Annotated in this window: 13 protein-coding genes; 3 read left to right on the forward strand and 10 right to left on the reverse strand. The window is 53.3% G+C overall.

Annotated elements, in window-relative coordinates; all coding sequences use genetic code 11:
• Nucleotides 1–122: 122 nt before the first annotated feature.
• The 3 genes from G536_RS33045 to G536_RS0108315 form a co-directional block, all read right to left on the reverse strand.
• Complete coding sequence (locus G536_RS33045) at nucleotides 123–977, reverse strand: hypothetical protein (protein ID WP_022823130.1); 855 nt, start codon at nucleotides 975–977, stop codon at nucleotides 123–125.
• A 167-nt stretch (nucleotides 978–1144) separates the two neighbouring features.
• On the reverse strand, nucleotides 1145–1513 hold the full coding sequence (locus G536_RS0108310; protein WP_022823131.1) for a hypothetical protein: 369 nt from the start codon (nucleotides 1511–1513) through the stop codon (nucleotides 1145–1147).
• A gap of 115 nt (nucleotides 1514–1628) precedes the next feature.
• A complete protein-coding gene (locus G536_RS0108315) occupies nucleotides 1629–2819 on the reverse strand; it encodes a proline dehydrogenase family protein (RefSeq protein WP_022823132.1) in 1191 nt (396 codons plus the stop codon).
• A gap of 161 nt (nucleotides 2820–2980) precedes the next feature.
• Between G536_RS0108315 and G536_RS0108320 the strand changes: the two genes are divergently transcribed.
• Nucleotides 2981–4078, forward strand: coding sequence for a chorismate mutase (locus G536_RS0108320; protein WP_022823133.1), 1098 nt, complete (start codon nucleotides 2981–2983; stop codon nucleotides 4076–4078).
• A gap of 96 nt (nucleotides 4079–4174) precedes the next feature.
• Here the strand turns inward: G536_RS0108320 and G536_RS0108325 are convergent, their stop codons facing one another.
• Nucleotides 4175–4633, reverse strand: a complete 459-nt coding sequence (locus G536_RS0108325) for a hypothetical protein (protein ID WP_157530495.1) — start codon at nucleotides 4631–4633, stop codon at nucleotides 4175–4177.
• A 142-nt stretch (nucleotides 4634–4775) separates the two neighbouring features.
• Between G536_RS0108325 and aroB the strand changes: the two genes are divergently transcribed.
• Nucleotides 4776–5804 carry a 3-dehydroquinate synthase gene (gene aroB / locus G536_RS0108330; RefSeq protein ID WP_281170605.1) on the forward strand — a complete coding sequence of 343 codons (1029 nt, stop codon included), beginning with the start codon at nucleotides 4776–4778 and terminating at the stop codon, nucleotides 5802–5804.
• Between the two features lie 85 nt (nucleotides 5805–5889).
• Nucleotides 5890–7158 (forward strand): 3-phosphoshikimate 1-carboxyvinyltransferase, encoded by a 1269-nt coding sequence (locus tag G536_RS0108335; protein ID WP_022823136.1) that lies wholly within the window; start codon nucleotides 5890–5892, stop codon nucleotides 7156–7158.
• Nucleotides 7159–7226: 68 nt separating this feature from the next.
• On the opposite strand, the gene G536_RS0108340 is transcribed toward G536_RS0108335, so the two are convergent.
• From G536_RS0108340 to G536_RS0108365, 6 genes are all read right to left on the reverse strand, one after another.
• Nucleotides 7227–8027 carry a helical backbone metal receptor gene (locus G536_RS0108340; protein WP_022823137.1) on the reverse strand — a complete coding sequence of 267 codons (801 nt, stop codon included), beginning with the start codon at nucleotides 8025–8027 and terminating at the stop codon, nucleotides 7227–7229.
• A gap of 104 nt (nucleotides 8028–8131) precedes the next feature.
• On the reverse strand, nucleotides 8132–9202 hold the full coding sequence (locus G536_RS0108345; RefSeq protein ID WP_022823138.1) for a M42 family metallopeptidase: 1071 nt from the start codon (nucleotides 9200–9202) through the stop codon (nucleotides 8132–8134).
• A gap of 18 nt (nucleotides 9203–9220) precedes the next feature.
• Nucleotides 9221–9499 carry a hypothetical protein gene (locus G536_RS0108350; RefSeq protein WP_022823139.1) on the reverse strand — a complete coding sequence of 93 codons (279 nt, stop codon included), beginning with the start codon at nucleotides 9497–9499 and terminating at the stop codon, nucleotides 9221–9223.
• Between the two features lie 12 nt (nucleotides 9500–9511).
• Nucleotides 9512–11077: an acyl-CoA carboxylase subunit beta gene (locus tag G536_RS0108355; RefSeq protein WP_022823140.1), complete on the reverse strand. Its 1566-nt coding sequence runs from the start codon at nucleotides 11075–11077 to the stop codon at nucleotides 9512–9514.
• 214 nt (nucleotides 11078–11291) lie between these two features.
• Nucleotides 11292–13898 carry an ATP-dependent Clp protease ATP-binding subunit gene (locus tag G536_RS0108360; RefSeq protein WP_022823141.1) on the reverse strand — a complete coding sequence of 869 codons (2607 nt, stop codon included), beginning with the start codon at nucleotides 13896–13898 and terminating at the stop codon, nucleotides 11292–11294.
• Between the two features lie 122 nt (nucleotides 13899–14020).
• Entirely contained in the window at nucleotides 14021–14668 is a 648-nt protein-coding gene (locus G536_RS0108365; RefSeq protein WP_022823142.1) for a WbqC family protein, read from the reverse strand.
• Between the last annotated feature and the right edge of the window lie 128 nt (nucleotides 14669–14796).

Here is a 14796-nt window from a genome sequence, read left to right on the forward strand (position 1 = left end):
AAAGCGCGCCAAAGAGTGGGATAATGGCATTTGGCAGAAGCAGTAATTTATATATTCTAGCTCTACAAAAAAAGGCCTCTCCTACAATAGGAGAGGCCTTTTTACAAAATACTTACTGTCAACTAGTAGCGACGTACTTTGTCACCGTTGTTGCGACGGAACTCGTCCTCGAAGTAGGTAGCATCTTCGTCATTACGGGGTTTTACACCCATTACAATGCCACCGTTCTGGATGTCGGATTCGTATTCTTTAGCGTGCTCTTCAGGAATACCCGAGCCTACCAAGGCGCCTACTAGGCCACCCGTCAGGCCACCGGCACCAGCGCCAGCCAAGGCGGCAGCAATTGGGCCAGCAATAATCAGACCCAAGCCAGGCAGTGCTACCGAAGTACCAATGGCAGCAATGGCGCCAATTACAGCACCAGCAGTGCCACCAATAGCTGAACCTACACCAGCGCCTTCCATGGCTTTATCGCCTAGGTCGGTGTCAGCCGTGTTGTCGCCGAAGTGGGTTTTGCGGGTGTCGTCCGACATCAGCAAGTTCACGTCGTCTTTGGTGTAGCCACGCGAGGACAATGACTGGTAAGCACGCTCTGCGCTGTCACGGTCACGGAACATACCGGTCATCATACCACCTTTGTTGGCAGAACCATAAGTGGTATCGTTGCCAGTTACGGTACGAGCTGCATCACCTGCAGCGTTTTGTACGGCATCAATACCAGCGCCTACCGTAGCGCCTACACCACCGGCTACAGCTGCACCTTTTTGAGTTGCGCTGTAGTCATGGTGTGCTGCATCGTTATCGGCTGAGCTGAGGCTAGAATCACCCGTGCTGGAGTTGCCTAGGTTGCCGCCCGAAGTAGAGTTGCTGTTAGAGCTTGTGCCGCTACCGAAACCAGTGCCAGCGTTGCCGGTGCCGTAGTTGGAGCCTGAACCGGTACCAGTATTCATCGGGTTATTCGAATCGTTAGTGCTCATAATACAGAGAGAGGTTAAATGAAAGGTGGGAAAGGAAAGAACCAGCCCGAAGAGTAGGGAGACCAGACTGGTTTGATAAGTACCTAAACGCGGCCCCTTTGTAGAGGTTACACATAAAATTAGGGCCTTTCAAAAACCTTGGCTTAATCAATCATCTGTAATTCTGCCTAACCAAAACGCTCGAAGTTTGCTTGGTCTTGCCAGAAAGCCCGGCATTCGCGGCGCAGATTTTTTAGGAAGTCCTCTTGCTGCTTGAGGGTGCGCCATTCGCCCATTCCTAGCCGTTCGCACAACTTATAGAAGTTGTCACCTTGGCCTTTAGATCCCTCTACTTTCACCAAACTGCTGATGATGGGTCGGCCGGCTTGGTATTCTTGTTCCGAAATTTCGGCTAATAGTTCGTTCAAGCGGGCCTTCTCGTGAGAGATGTCGAGGTTGAGGCCTAGTTCAGCTTCTTGCACTAAGTTCAGATAGCTGATAGTACCTACCTGATGGCGGGCAAAGCGAATTAAATGGCTGCGAATTCGGCCGTACATGGGCAGTGAGAATGGGAGTTGGGTGTGAAAAGTACAAAAAAAGCCCGTTGTCTCGGCAAAATACCGAAGCAACGGGCGGCGGTTACCCAAAACCGTGCCGATCAGTGAAACCCACTTAACGGCCCTGGCGGCGCCTTATTTCTTTTTGAATCAATAAAAATTCGCGGCTGCTCTGGCCGGCAATGGCGGTATTCTCATCGGCGCGGCGTAGCAGGTAGGGCATAACTGCATCTACGGGGCCGTAGGGTACATATTTGGCGGTATTGTAACCGGCGTGCGCTAGGTTATAGCTAAGGTTGTCGCTCATGCCATAGAGCTGCGCAAACCAGATACGCGGGTCGCCGGGCTGTACATCAAATTCTTGCATCAGTTCAGTTAGAAACTTGGAACTAGCTTCGTTGTGTGTACCGGCACAGATGCTGATTCGATTGATGTGCTGCACGCAGTAACGCAACGACTCATTATACAAGTCGTCGGTGGCCTGCTTGCTGGGGTTAATGGGGTTTTGGTAGCCACGCTGGCCAGCCACTCGGGCCTCTTTCTCCATGTAGGCTCCGCGCACCAGTTTGCCTCCTAAGTAATAACCACCCTGTTTAGCATCATCGTGCGCTACTTTGATGGCATCGAGCCGGTCGTGGCGGTAGAGCTGGTAAGTGTTCCAGACAATGGCCGACTCGCGGTTGTACTTGCGCATCATCTCGTAAGCCAGATTGTCGATGGTATGCTGAAACCAGCTTTCTTCAGCATCTACAAACACGCGTACCCCATATTGGTGGGCGCGTTGGCAAATGGCGTCCATGCGGGCGTGGGCCCGGTCGTAGCTAGCTTGCTCAGCCGGGGTAAGCGGCTTACCGGCCTGCACTTTCTCCAGCAAGGCACTATCGGCCAGCCCGGTTACCTTGAATACCGAAAACGGAATGTGGGTGGACCGATGCGCCAAGTCAATTGTTGCCAGGATTTCGTCGCGGGTATGGTCGAAGCTTTTATCGCTGCCTTCGCCCTCCACCGAGTAGTCGAGGATGGTACCGATGCCGTAGCGGCCTAGCTCGGCAATGACGGGAATACACTCCTTAATAGTTTCACCCCCACAGAATTGGTTGAATATAGAGTGCTTAATTAAAAACTTGCTGCCCGGTATGCCCCACTTCAGCGCGGTTTTCATTAGCCCGCCGCCGGTTTTCACCAGCGTATTGTTGTTCATGGAAGCAAATAGCGCGTACATTTTGCGCAGCTCCGCATCCGACTTCGAGGCGAAGGCTACGGCGGTATTGTCAAATGAAACGGGCGGGGCTTGGGTTATGGGCATAGGGTGTAGCTTTGGCGGAGGAAACTAGGGAACAAAGGTAGCTTTTAAACAAGATTCTGATAGATCAGGTTACGCCCTTTGTGCTCTTCTTCCGAACATAGTTTCTCCTGCTTTCATTCACTGGCTGGGTAGCTTCAGTTGCTCGGTTTTTCGCTTTCGTTATGTCTGCATCTGCCACTCCCGAAAATTTCTTTTCCAGCCGCTTACTTGCTAAAGGCAGCCCACTACTGATTGCCGGGCCGTGCTCGGCCGAAACCGAAGAACAGGTATTGGCTACTGCTCACGGCTTGAAGGCGTTGGGTAGGGTAGATCTGTTTCGGGCCGGTATCTGGAAGCCACGAACCAAGCCGGGTGGTTTCGAGGGAATGGGCTCGGTGGCCTTGCCGTGGTTGCAGCGCGTAAAAGCGGAAACCGGTATTCCAACCACGGTGGAAGTAGCTACCCCGCGCCACGTGGAGGAGGCGCTGGCGCACGGTATCGATGTGTTGTGGATTGGTGCGCGTACCACCGTCAACCCATTTGCTATCCAGGAACTAGCTGATGCGCTGGCGGGTACTGGCATACCAGTGATGGTGAAGAATCCTGTAAACCCCGATGTAGCCTTGTGGGCTGGGGCTCTGGAGCGGCTGGAACGCGCTGGCATTACCGATCTGGCGGCTATTCACCGCGGGTTCAGCACATTTGCGCCCTCGCGCTACCGCAACGCGCCCACCTGGATTTTGCCTATCGAGCTGAAAAGCCGCTTTCCGAAGCTGCCGCTCATCTGTGACCCCAGCCACATCGGAGGCCGCCGCGACCTGCTGCTGCCCATCGCCCAAAAAGCCCTCGACCTCGACTACGACGGCCTGATGATTGAAACCCATCCTGACCCAGACAATGCCCTCAGCGACGCGGCTCAGCAAGTAACGCCCGCCCGCTTAGGGGAAATCATTAGCGAACTACATTTCCGCTACCGGTCTTCCAACAACGCCGAGTATCTGAATAAAGCCGAGGAATTGCGTAACAAGATGGACGAAGCCGACCGGGAAATAATGGAAGGCTTGGCCCGCCGCATGGCGCTAGTAGGGGAGTTGGCCGAGTATAAAAAGGAAAACGACGTCAAAATTCTGCAAATGGACCGCTGGAATGAGATTTTTGAGTCGCGGCAGGCATGGGCCCGCAAGCTGCAAGTGAATGAGAAGTTCATTGCTGAGCTATACAAGCTGATTCATATTGAGAGCATCCGGCGGCAAACCGAAATCATGCAACGCCCTGAGTAATAAGCAAAAAAAGCCCCCGTTCAATAAGGAGGACGCGTAAAGCGAAACGCTTTTCCCATACTGAACGGAGGCTTTCCCTGAATGAGGCCACAAAGACTACTTTGGTGGTTGATTTAGGGTTGTAAGTTCGGTTTCGGAAGGGAGGCGCACGTAACTATGCCGGATGGCTTTACCTCGCGTTTCCTCCAGATACAGGATATTGCCCGTTACGGAGTAATATTGAGTGCCTTCATAGCCCCGATATTGGATAATGTACCGCCCCGGACGCCGGAAGCCACCACGTTTGTGCCGCACGGTGAAGGCCGCTGCACTTAGCAAGTTGCCATCCTGATAAAAGCGTGCTCGGCCCCGGCGGTCGAAAACAACCGTTAGTTGGTGACCTGTAGAGGCCGGTGTAAGTACAGAATTGGTGCTGCCGGATGTTTGCTGCCATTCCCAGCGGCCTACCAATTGCTGCTCCATAGTAGGCACTGAGTCGCGGTTGCAGGCACTAGCAAATAAGCTTACAGCAGCTAATAGTGCAGGTAATGTGTAACGGTGGAGTAAGGATAACATCAATAAATAGGAAGTAAAGTCTGTTACAAATACATGATTATTGTTAAGCCAAAATAGTTGCATCAAAGCAAGCTATTTTTACACCGAAACGAGAAATTTATCTGTTAAATTTTCTTTAAACCAGTTTGCATTGAACAATATCTTGTCGATTGGAGCAAATGCCTTGCCAGAGTTAGCAGAAATGCTGCGTCAGCCGGCCGTAAGTGAAGTTTTTGTGCTGACGGACGAAAACACTGGTCGTCTGTGCTACCCGCTCTTGCAGCAACACCTGCCCACGAACCATACTGTACTAGAAATTCCGGCTGGCGAAGAAGCCAAAACTCTAGCTACTTGTGAGGTGGTATGGAGCAAACTAACCGAGCGGCAAGCCGACCGATTTGCAGTGTTGGTAAACCTAGGTGGCGGAGTAATCACTGATTTAGGGGGCTTTTGTGCGGCCCTCTACAAGCGCGGTATCCGGTTCATGCAGGTGCCTACCACCCTGCTAGCACAAGTAGATGCTAGCGTAGGCGGCAAAACCGGCGTCGATTTTCAAGGTTTCAAAAATCATTTAGGCGTATTTCAGGAACCCGGCGGAGTGTTCATCGACCCACGTTTCCTGGCTACCCTCGACCCGCGCCAGCTAAAATCGGGCTATGCCGAAGTAGTTAAGCACAGCCTGATTACCGATGCCGACGCTTTCCGGGAGCAACGCATCAATAGCGTGTTTATCGAAGACTGGACCGATACCATTCGTCATTCGGTGGCTCTGAAGCAGGAAATTGTAGCCCAAGATCCGCTGGAAGCCGGCCCGCGCAAGCTGCTTAACTATGGGCACACAGTGGGCCACGCGCTGGAAAGCTTCCTGCTGGCCCAGCCTGGCCGCGAGATTCTGCATGGTGAGGCGGTTGCGGCAGGTATGGTGTGTGAGGCTTGGTTGAGCGTGCAGCACGGCTTGCTAAGCGAAACTGAACTCGACCAGATTGAAACCTTCCTTTTCTCGGTGTATGAGAAAGTGCAGTTCGTGTCGTTAGAAGTGCAGGCCATTGCCGAGTATGCGCGGCAAGACAAGAAAAACGCTGGTTCCATTATCAACTGTACTTTGCTCGAAGGCATCGGCCACGGAGTGTACAACCAACCAGTAACAGTAGCGGAAATAATGGATTCATTGCGTTATTACAACCGACTTTAACTATAGCCAAGCTGTCAGAGGCGTTGCACGTGCTGGCGGCTTACTTATTTTTTGTTTCACGCCGAAGCCTGGCTTCGCAAGTTTCATGCGTACCATCATCAACTCTTCCGTCCAACTCAGCTGGTCCGGCAACCCTTTGCGGGGCACGGCCCACTTGCCCGCCTCGAAAAGCGAAAGCAACCGCGCCCTCATCCTGCAAGCCTTGGCAGGTGGCGGCCACCTCGACAACCTCTCCGACGCCAACGACACCCAACTGATGCAGCGCTTGCTGGCTGACCCAACCGCCACGGAAGTTGACGCCGAAGATGCTGGTACCGTCATGCGCTTTTTGACGGCTTATCTGGCTATCACTAACCGCGAGGCGCTGCTTACAGGTACCGCGCGAGCCCAGGAGCGGCCGATTGGTATTTTGGTTGATGCTCTGCGGGAATTGGGAGCCGATATTGGGTATGAGAAAGAAGAAGGCTATCCGCCGTTGCGCCTGCGCGGCTGGCAGGGGATAGAGCAGGGAAAGGATTCCGTAGCTGATAGCACCGAGCTGATTGAGCTAAAGGTGCGCGGCGATATCAGCAGCCAGTACATTTCGGCCCTGCTGATGATTGGGCCTATGCTGCCCAATGGCCTACGTCTCTGGCTGACTGGTAAGGTGGGCTCCCGGCCATATATCCGCATGACGATGGCGCTGATGCAGCATTTCCACGGCGACTGTCGCGACCTGGGTACCGCCTTGGAGGCACGCCCCAGCCGCTACCAACCCGCCGATTATACCATTGAATCGGACTGGTCGGCGGCTAGCTACTGGTACGCTATGGTAGCCTTGGCCCCGGCCGGCTCGCACCTCACGCTGCCCGGTTTACGGCGATATTCCTGGCAAGGCGACCAAGCCATTGTCGATATCATGGCCAAGCTGGGTGTACACACCGAGTTTCTAACTGATGGGGTCCGCCTCACCCAAACCACGCCCACCGGTGGCTTCACCCAAGATTTCACCGACTGCCCCGATCTAGCCCAAACCATAGCTGTAGTAGCCGCCGCCCTGGATGTGCCCGTGGTAATGACAGGCCTAGAAAGCTTGCGCATCAAGGAAACCGACCGGATTTTTGCGTTGCAAACCGAGCTAGCCAACTTTGGCGCCTTTCTCACCGAAGAAGAGGCCGGTCACTTCCGGGTGTCCACGGAAAGCTTCCACGTAGGCGGCCAAATCGTAGCCACCTACCACGACCACCGCATGGCTATGGCTTTCGCGCCCTTAGCACTACGTGGCCCTATTACCGTTGACTCGCCGCAGGTAGTGCGCAAATCGTATCCGCAATTTTGGTTGGAACTGGAAAAGGCGGGGTTCGGCGTGGTGTAACGCTGTAGTTGTTCTGGGTTTTTTAGCTCGCAGAGGGCGCGAAAGTTTGCGCAGATGACGCAGTGTTCTTATGGCTGTAAGCTGCGCAAATATGCAGCCGAGTGCCGCAACCGGCTACCGTACCAGCTAAACAACTCGCCATCCACAATGCGCACTTCGGCAGTTGGGCAGATAGCTTGAAATTCAGCTATGTGTTTCTCGCCGAACGGATACGGCTCGGAAGAGAGTAGAATCTGCTGCGGGGCTGCGGCTGTGAGCTGTTCGGTTGTTACCTCAGGATAGCGGCTAAGTTCTTTGAACACGTTGCGGAAACCGCCGCGGCGCAATAAATCATCTATGAATGTGCCGGCGGCGGCCACCATATAGGGTTTGCGCCAGATGAAGTACGCCGCCGAAATCGGTTCGGGAGGAGTAGGCAGACTTCCGAAGGATTGTGCTATTTCGGCTGCCAACGCCTCAGCCATGTGCTTACGGCCGGTAATCAACGCTACTCGATTCATCATGTCTAGCGCATCCGGAAGTGTATAGATATCACTCAGCCAAACCGGATATTTGGCGGCTAGCTGCTCAATACCTGCTTGGTAGTTCTCCTCCTTGTTGCCAATAATTAAGTCGGGGCGACAAGCAGCAATTTTCTCGAAATCAAAGTTCTTGGTACCTCCGATAACTGTTCCCTGTTGCCGGGCGACTGGCGGATGAATGCAGAATTTCGTGACCCCAACCACGCGGTTGCCGATACCTAAATCGTAAAGCAACTCGGTTTGGGAGGGTACCAACGACACAATTCGCTGCGGCGGAAACGGTACGGCCACTCGCCGCCCCATTTGGTCGGTTACGGTTAGCGGTGGAAAAATGGGAGGGAGGTTCATAGAACGAAGGCTGACAGTTGCAATGAAAAGGCCTTCCGCTCTGCCGCCAGTTTTACCAGCGGCTAGCAGAAGGCCTCATTCATTAGAACAATTGGAATTGGGGCTTATTTGAAATACCGGAAATCGTGACCATCCTCAATGCGCAACAGCGTTTCGTAGATGAGTTTGGTTACGGCCTCCACATCGTCTTTGTGCACGGTTTCAACGGTGGTGTGCATGTACTTGAGCGGCAACGAAATCAGGGCTGAAGCCACACCAGCGCCGGAATAAGCAAATGCATCAGTGTCGGTGCCGGTAGCGCGGGTGGCAGCGGCCCGTTGGAACGGAATTTCCGCTTCTTGGGCCGTACTGATGATTAAGTCACGCAGGTTATTTTGTACCGCTGGCCCGTAGGTTATTACTGGGCCTTTACCGCAGAACAAATCACCAGCCGTTTTCTTCTCATACATCGGCGACTGGGTATCGTGGGTTACGTCGGTGATGATAGCCACGTCAGGCTGAATGCGGTGAGCCACCATTTCGGCACCACGCAAGCCGATTTCCTCCTGTACAGCATTCACAATGTAGAGGCCGAAGGGCAACTTGTTGCCGTTCTCTTTCAGCATGCGGGCCACTTCGGCAATCATGAAGCCACCCACGCGGTTGTCCAAGGCCCGACCCACGTAGAACTTGTCGTTGAGGACCATAAACTCGTCCTCAAACGTGACGACTGAGCCCACGTGAATGCCCATCTGCTCCACTTCCTCTTTGCTGGATGCACCACAGTCCAAGAACACTGTTTCAATAGTAGGAGCCTTATCTTGCTCTACCTTGCGCACGTGGATGGCCGGCCAACCGAAGACAGCCTTCACAATGCCCTTCGCCGTGTGAATGTTCACTCGTTTGCTAGGCGCTACCAGCGGGTCGGAGCCACCGTTGCGGCGCAGGTACAGGAAGCCCGATTCAGTGATGAAGTTGACGAAATAGCTGATTTCGTCGGCATGGGCTTCAATCACCACCTTGTACTTAGCCTCCGGGTTAATGACGCCTACTACCGTACCGTAAGTATCTACAAAGTACTCGTCGATGTAGGGCTTGATGTAATCCAGCCAAATCTTTTGGCCCTCTTTTTCGAAGCCGGTAGGGGATGGATTATTGAGGTATTTCTGTAGGAAATCGAATGATTCTGGACGCATACGCGAGAAAAAAAGTAATTAAATCGATTTGCTGGTCAATGCACGGAGTATCAGCCCGAGTATAACGCCACCGCCACCGCCTATTAGCAAATAGCGGCTGGCTTTCTGAGGAGTCGTATCAACGTTTGGGTTGTCGCTGAGCGAGTGCCAGTCACCGGTCAGCAAGGAGCCAAGCGTAAGCACCAGCCACAACGCCGCCAGCAACCACCGCCCTACCCGAAACCGCAGCAACAAACCTATCAACAAGGCCAATAGACCCAAGCCGAACAGAACGTTGCCGATAGTTTCCCAGTTCATGTGGCGTACAACTTATAACGGAATGTTGCCGTGCTTCTTACGTGGCAACGTAGCTACTTTGTTTTCCAGCATTTTGAAAGCCCGGATGAGCTTCTGTCGGGTCTGGGAAGGCAGAATTACTTCATCTACGAAACCCCGATGCGCGGCCCGATAAGGAGTAGCAAACTTTTGCTGGTACTCGTCTACCTTCTCCTGGAGTTTGGCTTCCGGGTTTTCGGCAGCAGCAATTTCGCGCTTGAAGATAATTTCGGCGGCTCCTTTGGCACCCATTACTGCAATTTCGGCTGTGGGCCAAGCATAGTTCAGGTCGGCGCCAATGTGCTTGCTGTTCATTACATCGTAAGCGCCACCATAGGCTTTGCGGGTGATAACGGTAATGCGCGGCACGGTGGCTTCGCAGAAAGCGTAGAGCAGCTTGGCGCCGTTGGTGATAATGCCGCGCCACTCCTGGTCGGTGCCAGGCAAGAAGCCGGGTACATCTTCCAGCACCAGCAGCGGAATATTAAACGAGTCGCAGAACCGTACGAACCGCGCTGCTTTGGTGCTAGCATTGATGTCGAGTACGCCCGCCAGCACGGCCGGCTGGTTGCCCACTATGCCAATGCTACGGCCGCCCAGCCGGGCAAAGCCGACTACAATATTCTCCGCGAAATTCTGGTGAACCTCTAGGAACGTATTGGTGTCGATGAGGCCCTCGATTACCTCCCGAATGTCGTATGGCTGGTTGGGGTTTTCGGGAATAATGTTGTCCAGTGCCGGACGGGCTTCGTTGCCAGCTTCGTAAGGAACGGCTGGGGCGGTTTCCTCGCAGTTCTGAGGCATGTAGCTCAGCAGCTGCTTGAGGTGGTTGATGCAGGCCACCTCATTGGCGCACGAAAAATGCGTGACGCCGCTCTTGGTGGAGTGGGTGCTGGCGCCGCCAAGTTCTTCACTCGTTACGTTTTCATGCGTTACGGTCTTCACTACGTTGGGCCCAGTCACGAACATGTAGCTCGTGTCCTCTACCATCAGAATGAAGTCGGTGATGGCTGGCGAATACACCGCGCCACCCGCGCATGGCCCCATAATGGCCGACAACTGCGGTACCACGCCTGAAGCTAGTGTGTTCTTATAGAAGATGTCGGCGTAGCCCCCGAGGCTTACTACACCTTCCTGAATACGGGCGCCGCCTGAGTCGTTGAGGCCGATAACGGGCGCGCCGTTTTTCATGGCCAAGTCCATAATCTTCACGATTTTCTCGGCGTGCGTCTCGCTCAGTGAGCCACCAAAGACCGTGAAATCCTGCGAGAAGACATATACCAGCCGGCCATTTACTGTGCCATAGCCCGTTATTACCCCGTCGCCGAGATAGTACTCCTTATCCAGACCGAAATCCTTGGAGCGGTGCATGACGAACTTGCCGATTTCTTCGAACGAACCTTCGTCGAGCAGCAAGTCCACCCGCTCCCGTGCTGTGAGCTTTCCTTTCTTGTGTTGGGCCTCAATACGGGCCTGACCACCGCCTAGCAGGGCTTCCTGGTTTTTGCGTTCGAGAATTTCCAGTTTGCTTGAGTGGGGTTTTGCCTGCGGATCGGACATGGAGTGGGGAGTCAGGTTGGGTAATTAGGTGAGAGATTCAAAGGTAACGTAAGGGTAAAGAAAAGCCGCATCAGAATTGTGGTGCAGCTATTTGGTTTCGGGACACACTATGTATCAACAGTAGTTGAAAGCCAAGTTTAAACTGTACTGGCTACAAACAGAAACGGCCGGCTCCTTCACAGGAACCGACCGTTTCTATAGTCACGCTATTTGCTTACTTCTTAGCGTCAGCGTCGTCGCTTGGCTCAGGCTTTTCAGCTGGCCGCTCGTCGCTGGCGAGGTTCTGTGCCTCGCCGCTCTTGCTCACTTTGAAGACGAGTTCTTCAGCGCCTTCTGTGAAGTCGGCAGTGATAACGTCGCCCTGAGCAATTTCTGCTTTCAGGATTTCCTCAGCAATCGGGTCTTCGATGTACTTCTGGATAGCCCGGTTCAGCGGACGAGCGCCAAACTTCGGATCGTAGCCTTTCTCAGCTACGAAGTCCTTAGCAGCTTCGGTCAACTCGACACGATAGCCAAGTTGCTGAATCCGACCCAACAGCTTCGACAACGAAATGTCGATGATCTTGTGTATGTCCTTCTTCTCGAGCGAGTTGAAGACAATCACATCGTCCAAACGGTTGAGGAACTCTGGCGAGAAGGTTTTGCGCAAGGCGTTGGTGATGGTGCCTTTCGTCAACTCATCCATGTTCTCGTTCCGGGCCTTCGTACCGAAGCCGATGCCTGCACCGAAGTCCTGCAAATCGCGGGCACCGATGTTGGAGGTCATGATGATGATGGTGTTGCGAAAGTCCACCTTGCGGCCAAGACCGTCAGTCAGGATACCATCGTCGAGCACCTGCAACAGCAAGTTGTACACGTCGGGGTGCGCCTTCTCGATTTCGTCGAGCAGGATAACCGAGTACGGCTTGCGGCGAATTTTCTCCGTCAACTGGCCGCCTTCTTCGTAACCCACGTAGCCGGGAGGTGCGCCCACCAAGCGCGAGATGCTGAATTTCTCCATGTACTCCGACATGTCGATCCGCACCAGCGAATCTTCTTTGTCGAAGAGGTAAGTGGCTAGCACCTTCGCCAGTTCTGTCTTACCAACACCAGTTGGGCCGAGGAACACGAACGAACCGATTGGCTTCTTGGGGTCTTTCAAGCCCACGCGGGTGCGCTGGATGGCTTTTACCAACTGCTTGATAGCCTTGTCTTGGCCAATAACCTTGCCTTGCAGCTCTTCGCCCATGTTCAAAAGCTTAGCGCTTTCGTTCTGCGCGACACGGCTAACCGGAATACCGGTCATCATGGCAATAACCTCGGCTACGTTTTCTTCCTTGACGGTATAGCGCTTCTTCTTGGTTTCCTCTTCCCAATCCTTCTTGGCTTGGTCGAGTTGCTCCAATAGCTTCTTCTCATTGTCGCGGAGCTTGGCAGCTTCCTCGTACTTCTGAGATTTCACCACGCGGTTCTTCTCGGTTTTGATATTCTCGATGCTCTCTTCGAGCTTCAAGATATCTTCCGGAACCACGATGTTGTTGATGTGCACACGAGCACCAGCTTCGTCCAAGATGTCGATGGCTTTGTCTGGCAAGAAACGGTCAGACATATAGCGGTCCGACAACTTCACGCACGACTCAATCGCCTTATCGGTGTACACCACATGGTGGTGGTCCTGATACTTGTCTTTGATGTTGTGCAGGATTTCGATGGTTTCCTCGGGCGTGGTAGGATCTACCATTACCATCTGGAAACGACGAGCCAAAGCGCCATCTTTCTCGATGTACTGACGGTACTCGTCGAGCGTAGTAGCACCGATGCATTGAATTTCGCCGCGGGCCAAAGCCGGCTTGAACATGTTGGAAGCGTCCAGCGAGCCTGAAGCTCCACCAGCGCCTACAATCGTGTGCAATTCGTCAATGAACAGAATCACGTCGGGCGACTTTTCCAGCTCGTTCATCACGGCCTTCATGCGCTCCTCAAACTGGCCACGGTACTTGGTGCCAGCTACCAGCGAAGCCAAATCCAACGTAACAACTCGCTTGCCGAACAGCACGCGCGATACTTTCTTCTGGATGATGCGCAGGGCAAGGCCTTCAGCAATTGCTGTTTTACCAACACCGGGCTCACCAATCAGAATCGGGTTGTTCTTTTTGCGGCGGCTCAGAATCTGGGCTACCCGCTCAATTTCTTTTTCACGACCTACAATCGGGTCGAGCTTGTCGTCTTCAGCTAGCTTGGTGAGGTCACGGCCGAAGTTGTCGAGTACAGGAGTACGCGACTTCTCAGTGCCTTTCTTGGGAGTAGCGCCAGCACCGGCACCGCCGCGGCCTGCACCACCACCAAAGAGGCGGTCGTTGTCGTCGTCATCGGCCTCGGGGCCGTTGGTTGGGTTGTTCGCCGTGTTACCGTGGTAATCCAGCGAATCGCGCACAGATTCGTAGTTCACGTTGAATTTGCTGAGGATTTGAGACGAAATGTTGTCTTCATCGCGCAGAATCGACAGCAGCAAATGCTCGGTGCCGATGATTTCGCTCTTGAAGATTTTGGCTTCGAGGTAAGTAATCTTGAGGACTTTCTCGGTTTGTTTCGTCAGCGGGATAGAGCCAGTAATGCTCGTACCCTGCGTGGCCGTATTGCGAGTGGCTTGCTCGAGGGCGTATTTCAGCTCGTCTACGGATACACCCAATTTCTTGAGCAAACCAATAGCCGTGCCTTCCCCTTCGCGAATCATGCCCAACAATAAGTGTTCGGTACCGATATAATCGTGCCCGAGCCGGATGGCCTCCTCCCGGCTCAGGGAGATGACCTCCTTGACTCGATTTGAGAATTTAGCTTCCATGCAGATAAGGTAATGAAGAAAAACGGAACCCCGCAAGCGCAGTCAGCGCGTTTTCCGGCGGGTTGGGCCGTATGTAATCTGAAAACAGATAGTAACGGGCGATGGTTCGGGCGGCAGGTGTACTACACGAGAAAATTGCCGGCAGCCGGGCCCTGCATGAATAGCAGGTCGAGGATGCTGAGCCCCGGTGCAAAATCTTTACCAAAGGTTTGGAGGTAAGGTAGTACCGACTTCCTGTCAGGTTCGGTAGCTACCAATGCCTTTGGTGTCAGGGAATCACGCTTATCAATAACGGAGGGTGAGGAAAGATTTTCAAGTGAAGTAATGCTGGATGGTGGAAAATACTCAGTAGTGAATTCCACAGGAATCCGCAACCGCAAGCAACGCAAATAGAAGCGTAAGAAAGCCAGATTCAAGTCGAAAAGGCGCTGATGTTTCTGTACGTAGATATCGTGCAAATAGTCGGCGTAGTACTCAAAATACGGTGTGCCGCCGTAGGCGGTTTGAATGGTGCGCCAATGTTGATGCACCCAGTTCTGCCGGTAGTCGATTTCAATTTCAGCGGTTTTCACTTTCTCGCTACGGTTGCCGTCCACTACCGGCACGGTAAGCGGCTTTACACCCTGCGCGGTCAGAATCAGGCAACGGTTGCGGTAGGTTTGCTTGCGGTAGTGCTCCTGTGTTTCCAGTTGCAAGGCATCAGCCCCGATAATTTCAGCGAAAAACGAAGTGGGAGGGTGGTACTGAGTTTCAAAAAGAATACGAGGCATTAGCAGCAAGCAAGACTAAAAAGCAATTGGTAAATGGAAAGATGGCGCAGGCAGCGACACCATAAGACGGCATAAGTGGAGCTACCATTCAGCCGCTTTTCGAACGTATGGGGGTGGTAAGTAAGTTG

Origin of the sequence: Hymenobacter norwichensis DSM 15439, from assembly GCF_000420705.1 — a bacterium.
Classification (GTDB): Bacteria; Bacteroidota; Bacteroidia; order Cytophagales; family Hymenobacteraceae; genus Hymenobacter; species Hymenobacter norwichensis.

What these genes read in the sequence shown, in the direction of transcription:
- G536_RS33045 (WP_022823130.1), bottom strand. Translation starts at nt 977, where the DNA reads ATGAGCACTAACGATTCGAATAACCCGATGAATACTGGTACCGGTTCA.
- G536_RS0108310 (WP_022823131.1), bottom strand. Translation starts at nt 1,513, where the DNA reads ATGTACGGCCGAATTCGCAGCCATTTAATTCGCTTTGCCCGCCATCAG.
- G536_RS0108315 (WP_022823132.1), bottom strand. Translation starts at nt 2,819, where the DNA reads ATGCCCATAACCCAAGCCCCGCCCGTTTCATTTGACAATACCGCCGTA.
- G536_RS0108320 (WP_022823133.1), top strand. Translation starts at nt 2,981, where the DNA reads ATGTCTGCATCTGCCACTCCCGAAAATTTCTTTTCCAGCCGCTTACTT.
- G536_RS0108325 (WP_157530495.1), bottom strand. Translation starts at nt 4,633, where the DNA reads ATGTTATCCTTACTCCACCGTTACACATTACCTGCACTATTAGCTGCT.
- G536_RS0108335 (WP_022823136.1), top strand. Translation starts at nt 5,890, where the DNA reads ATGCGTACCATCATCAACTCTTCCGTCCAACTCAGCTGGTCCGGCAAC.
- G536_RS0108340 (WP_022823137.1), bottom strand. Translation starts at nt 8,027, where the DNA reads ATGAACCTCCCTCCCATTTTTCCACCGCTAACCGTAACCGACCAAATG.
- G536_RS0108345 (WP_022823138.1), bottom strand. Translation starts at nt 9,202, where the DNA reads ATGCGTCCAGAATCATTCGATTTCCTACAGAAATACCTCAATAATCCA.
- G536_RS0108350 (WP_022823139.1), bottom strand. Translation starts at nt 9,499, where the DNA reads ATGAACTGGGAAACTATCGGCAACGTTCTGTTCGGCTTGGGTCTATTG.
- G536_RS0108355 (WP_022823140.1), bottom strand. Translation starts at nt 11,077, where the DNA reads ATGTCCGATCCGCAGGCAAAACCCCACTCAAGCAAACTGGAAATTCTC.
- G536_RS0108360 (WP_022823141.1), bottom strand. Translation starts at nt 13,898, where the DNA reads ATGGAAGCTAAATTCTCAAATCGAGTCAAGGAGGTCATCTCCCTGAGC.
- G536_RS0108365 (WP_022823142.1), bottom strand. Translation starts at nt 14,668, where the DNA reads ATGCCTCGTATTCTTTTTGAAACTCAGTACCACCCTCCCACTTCGTTT.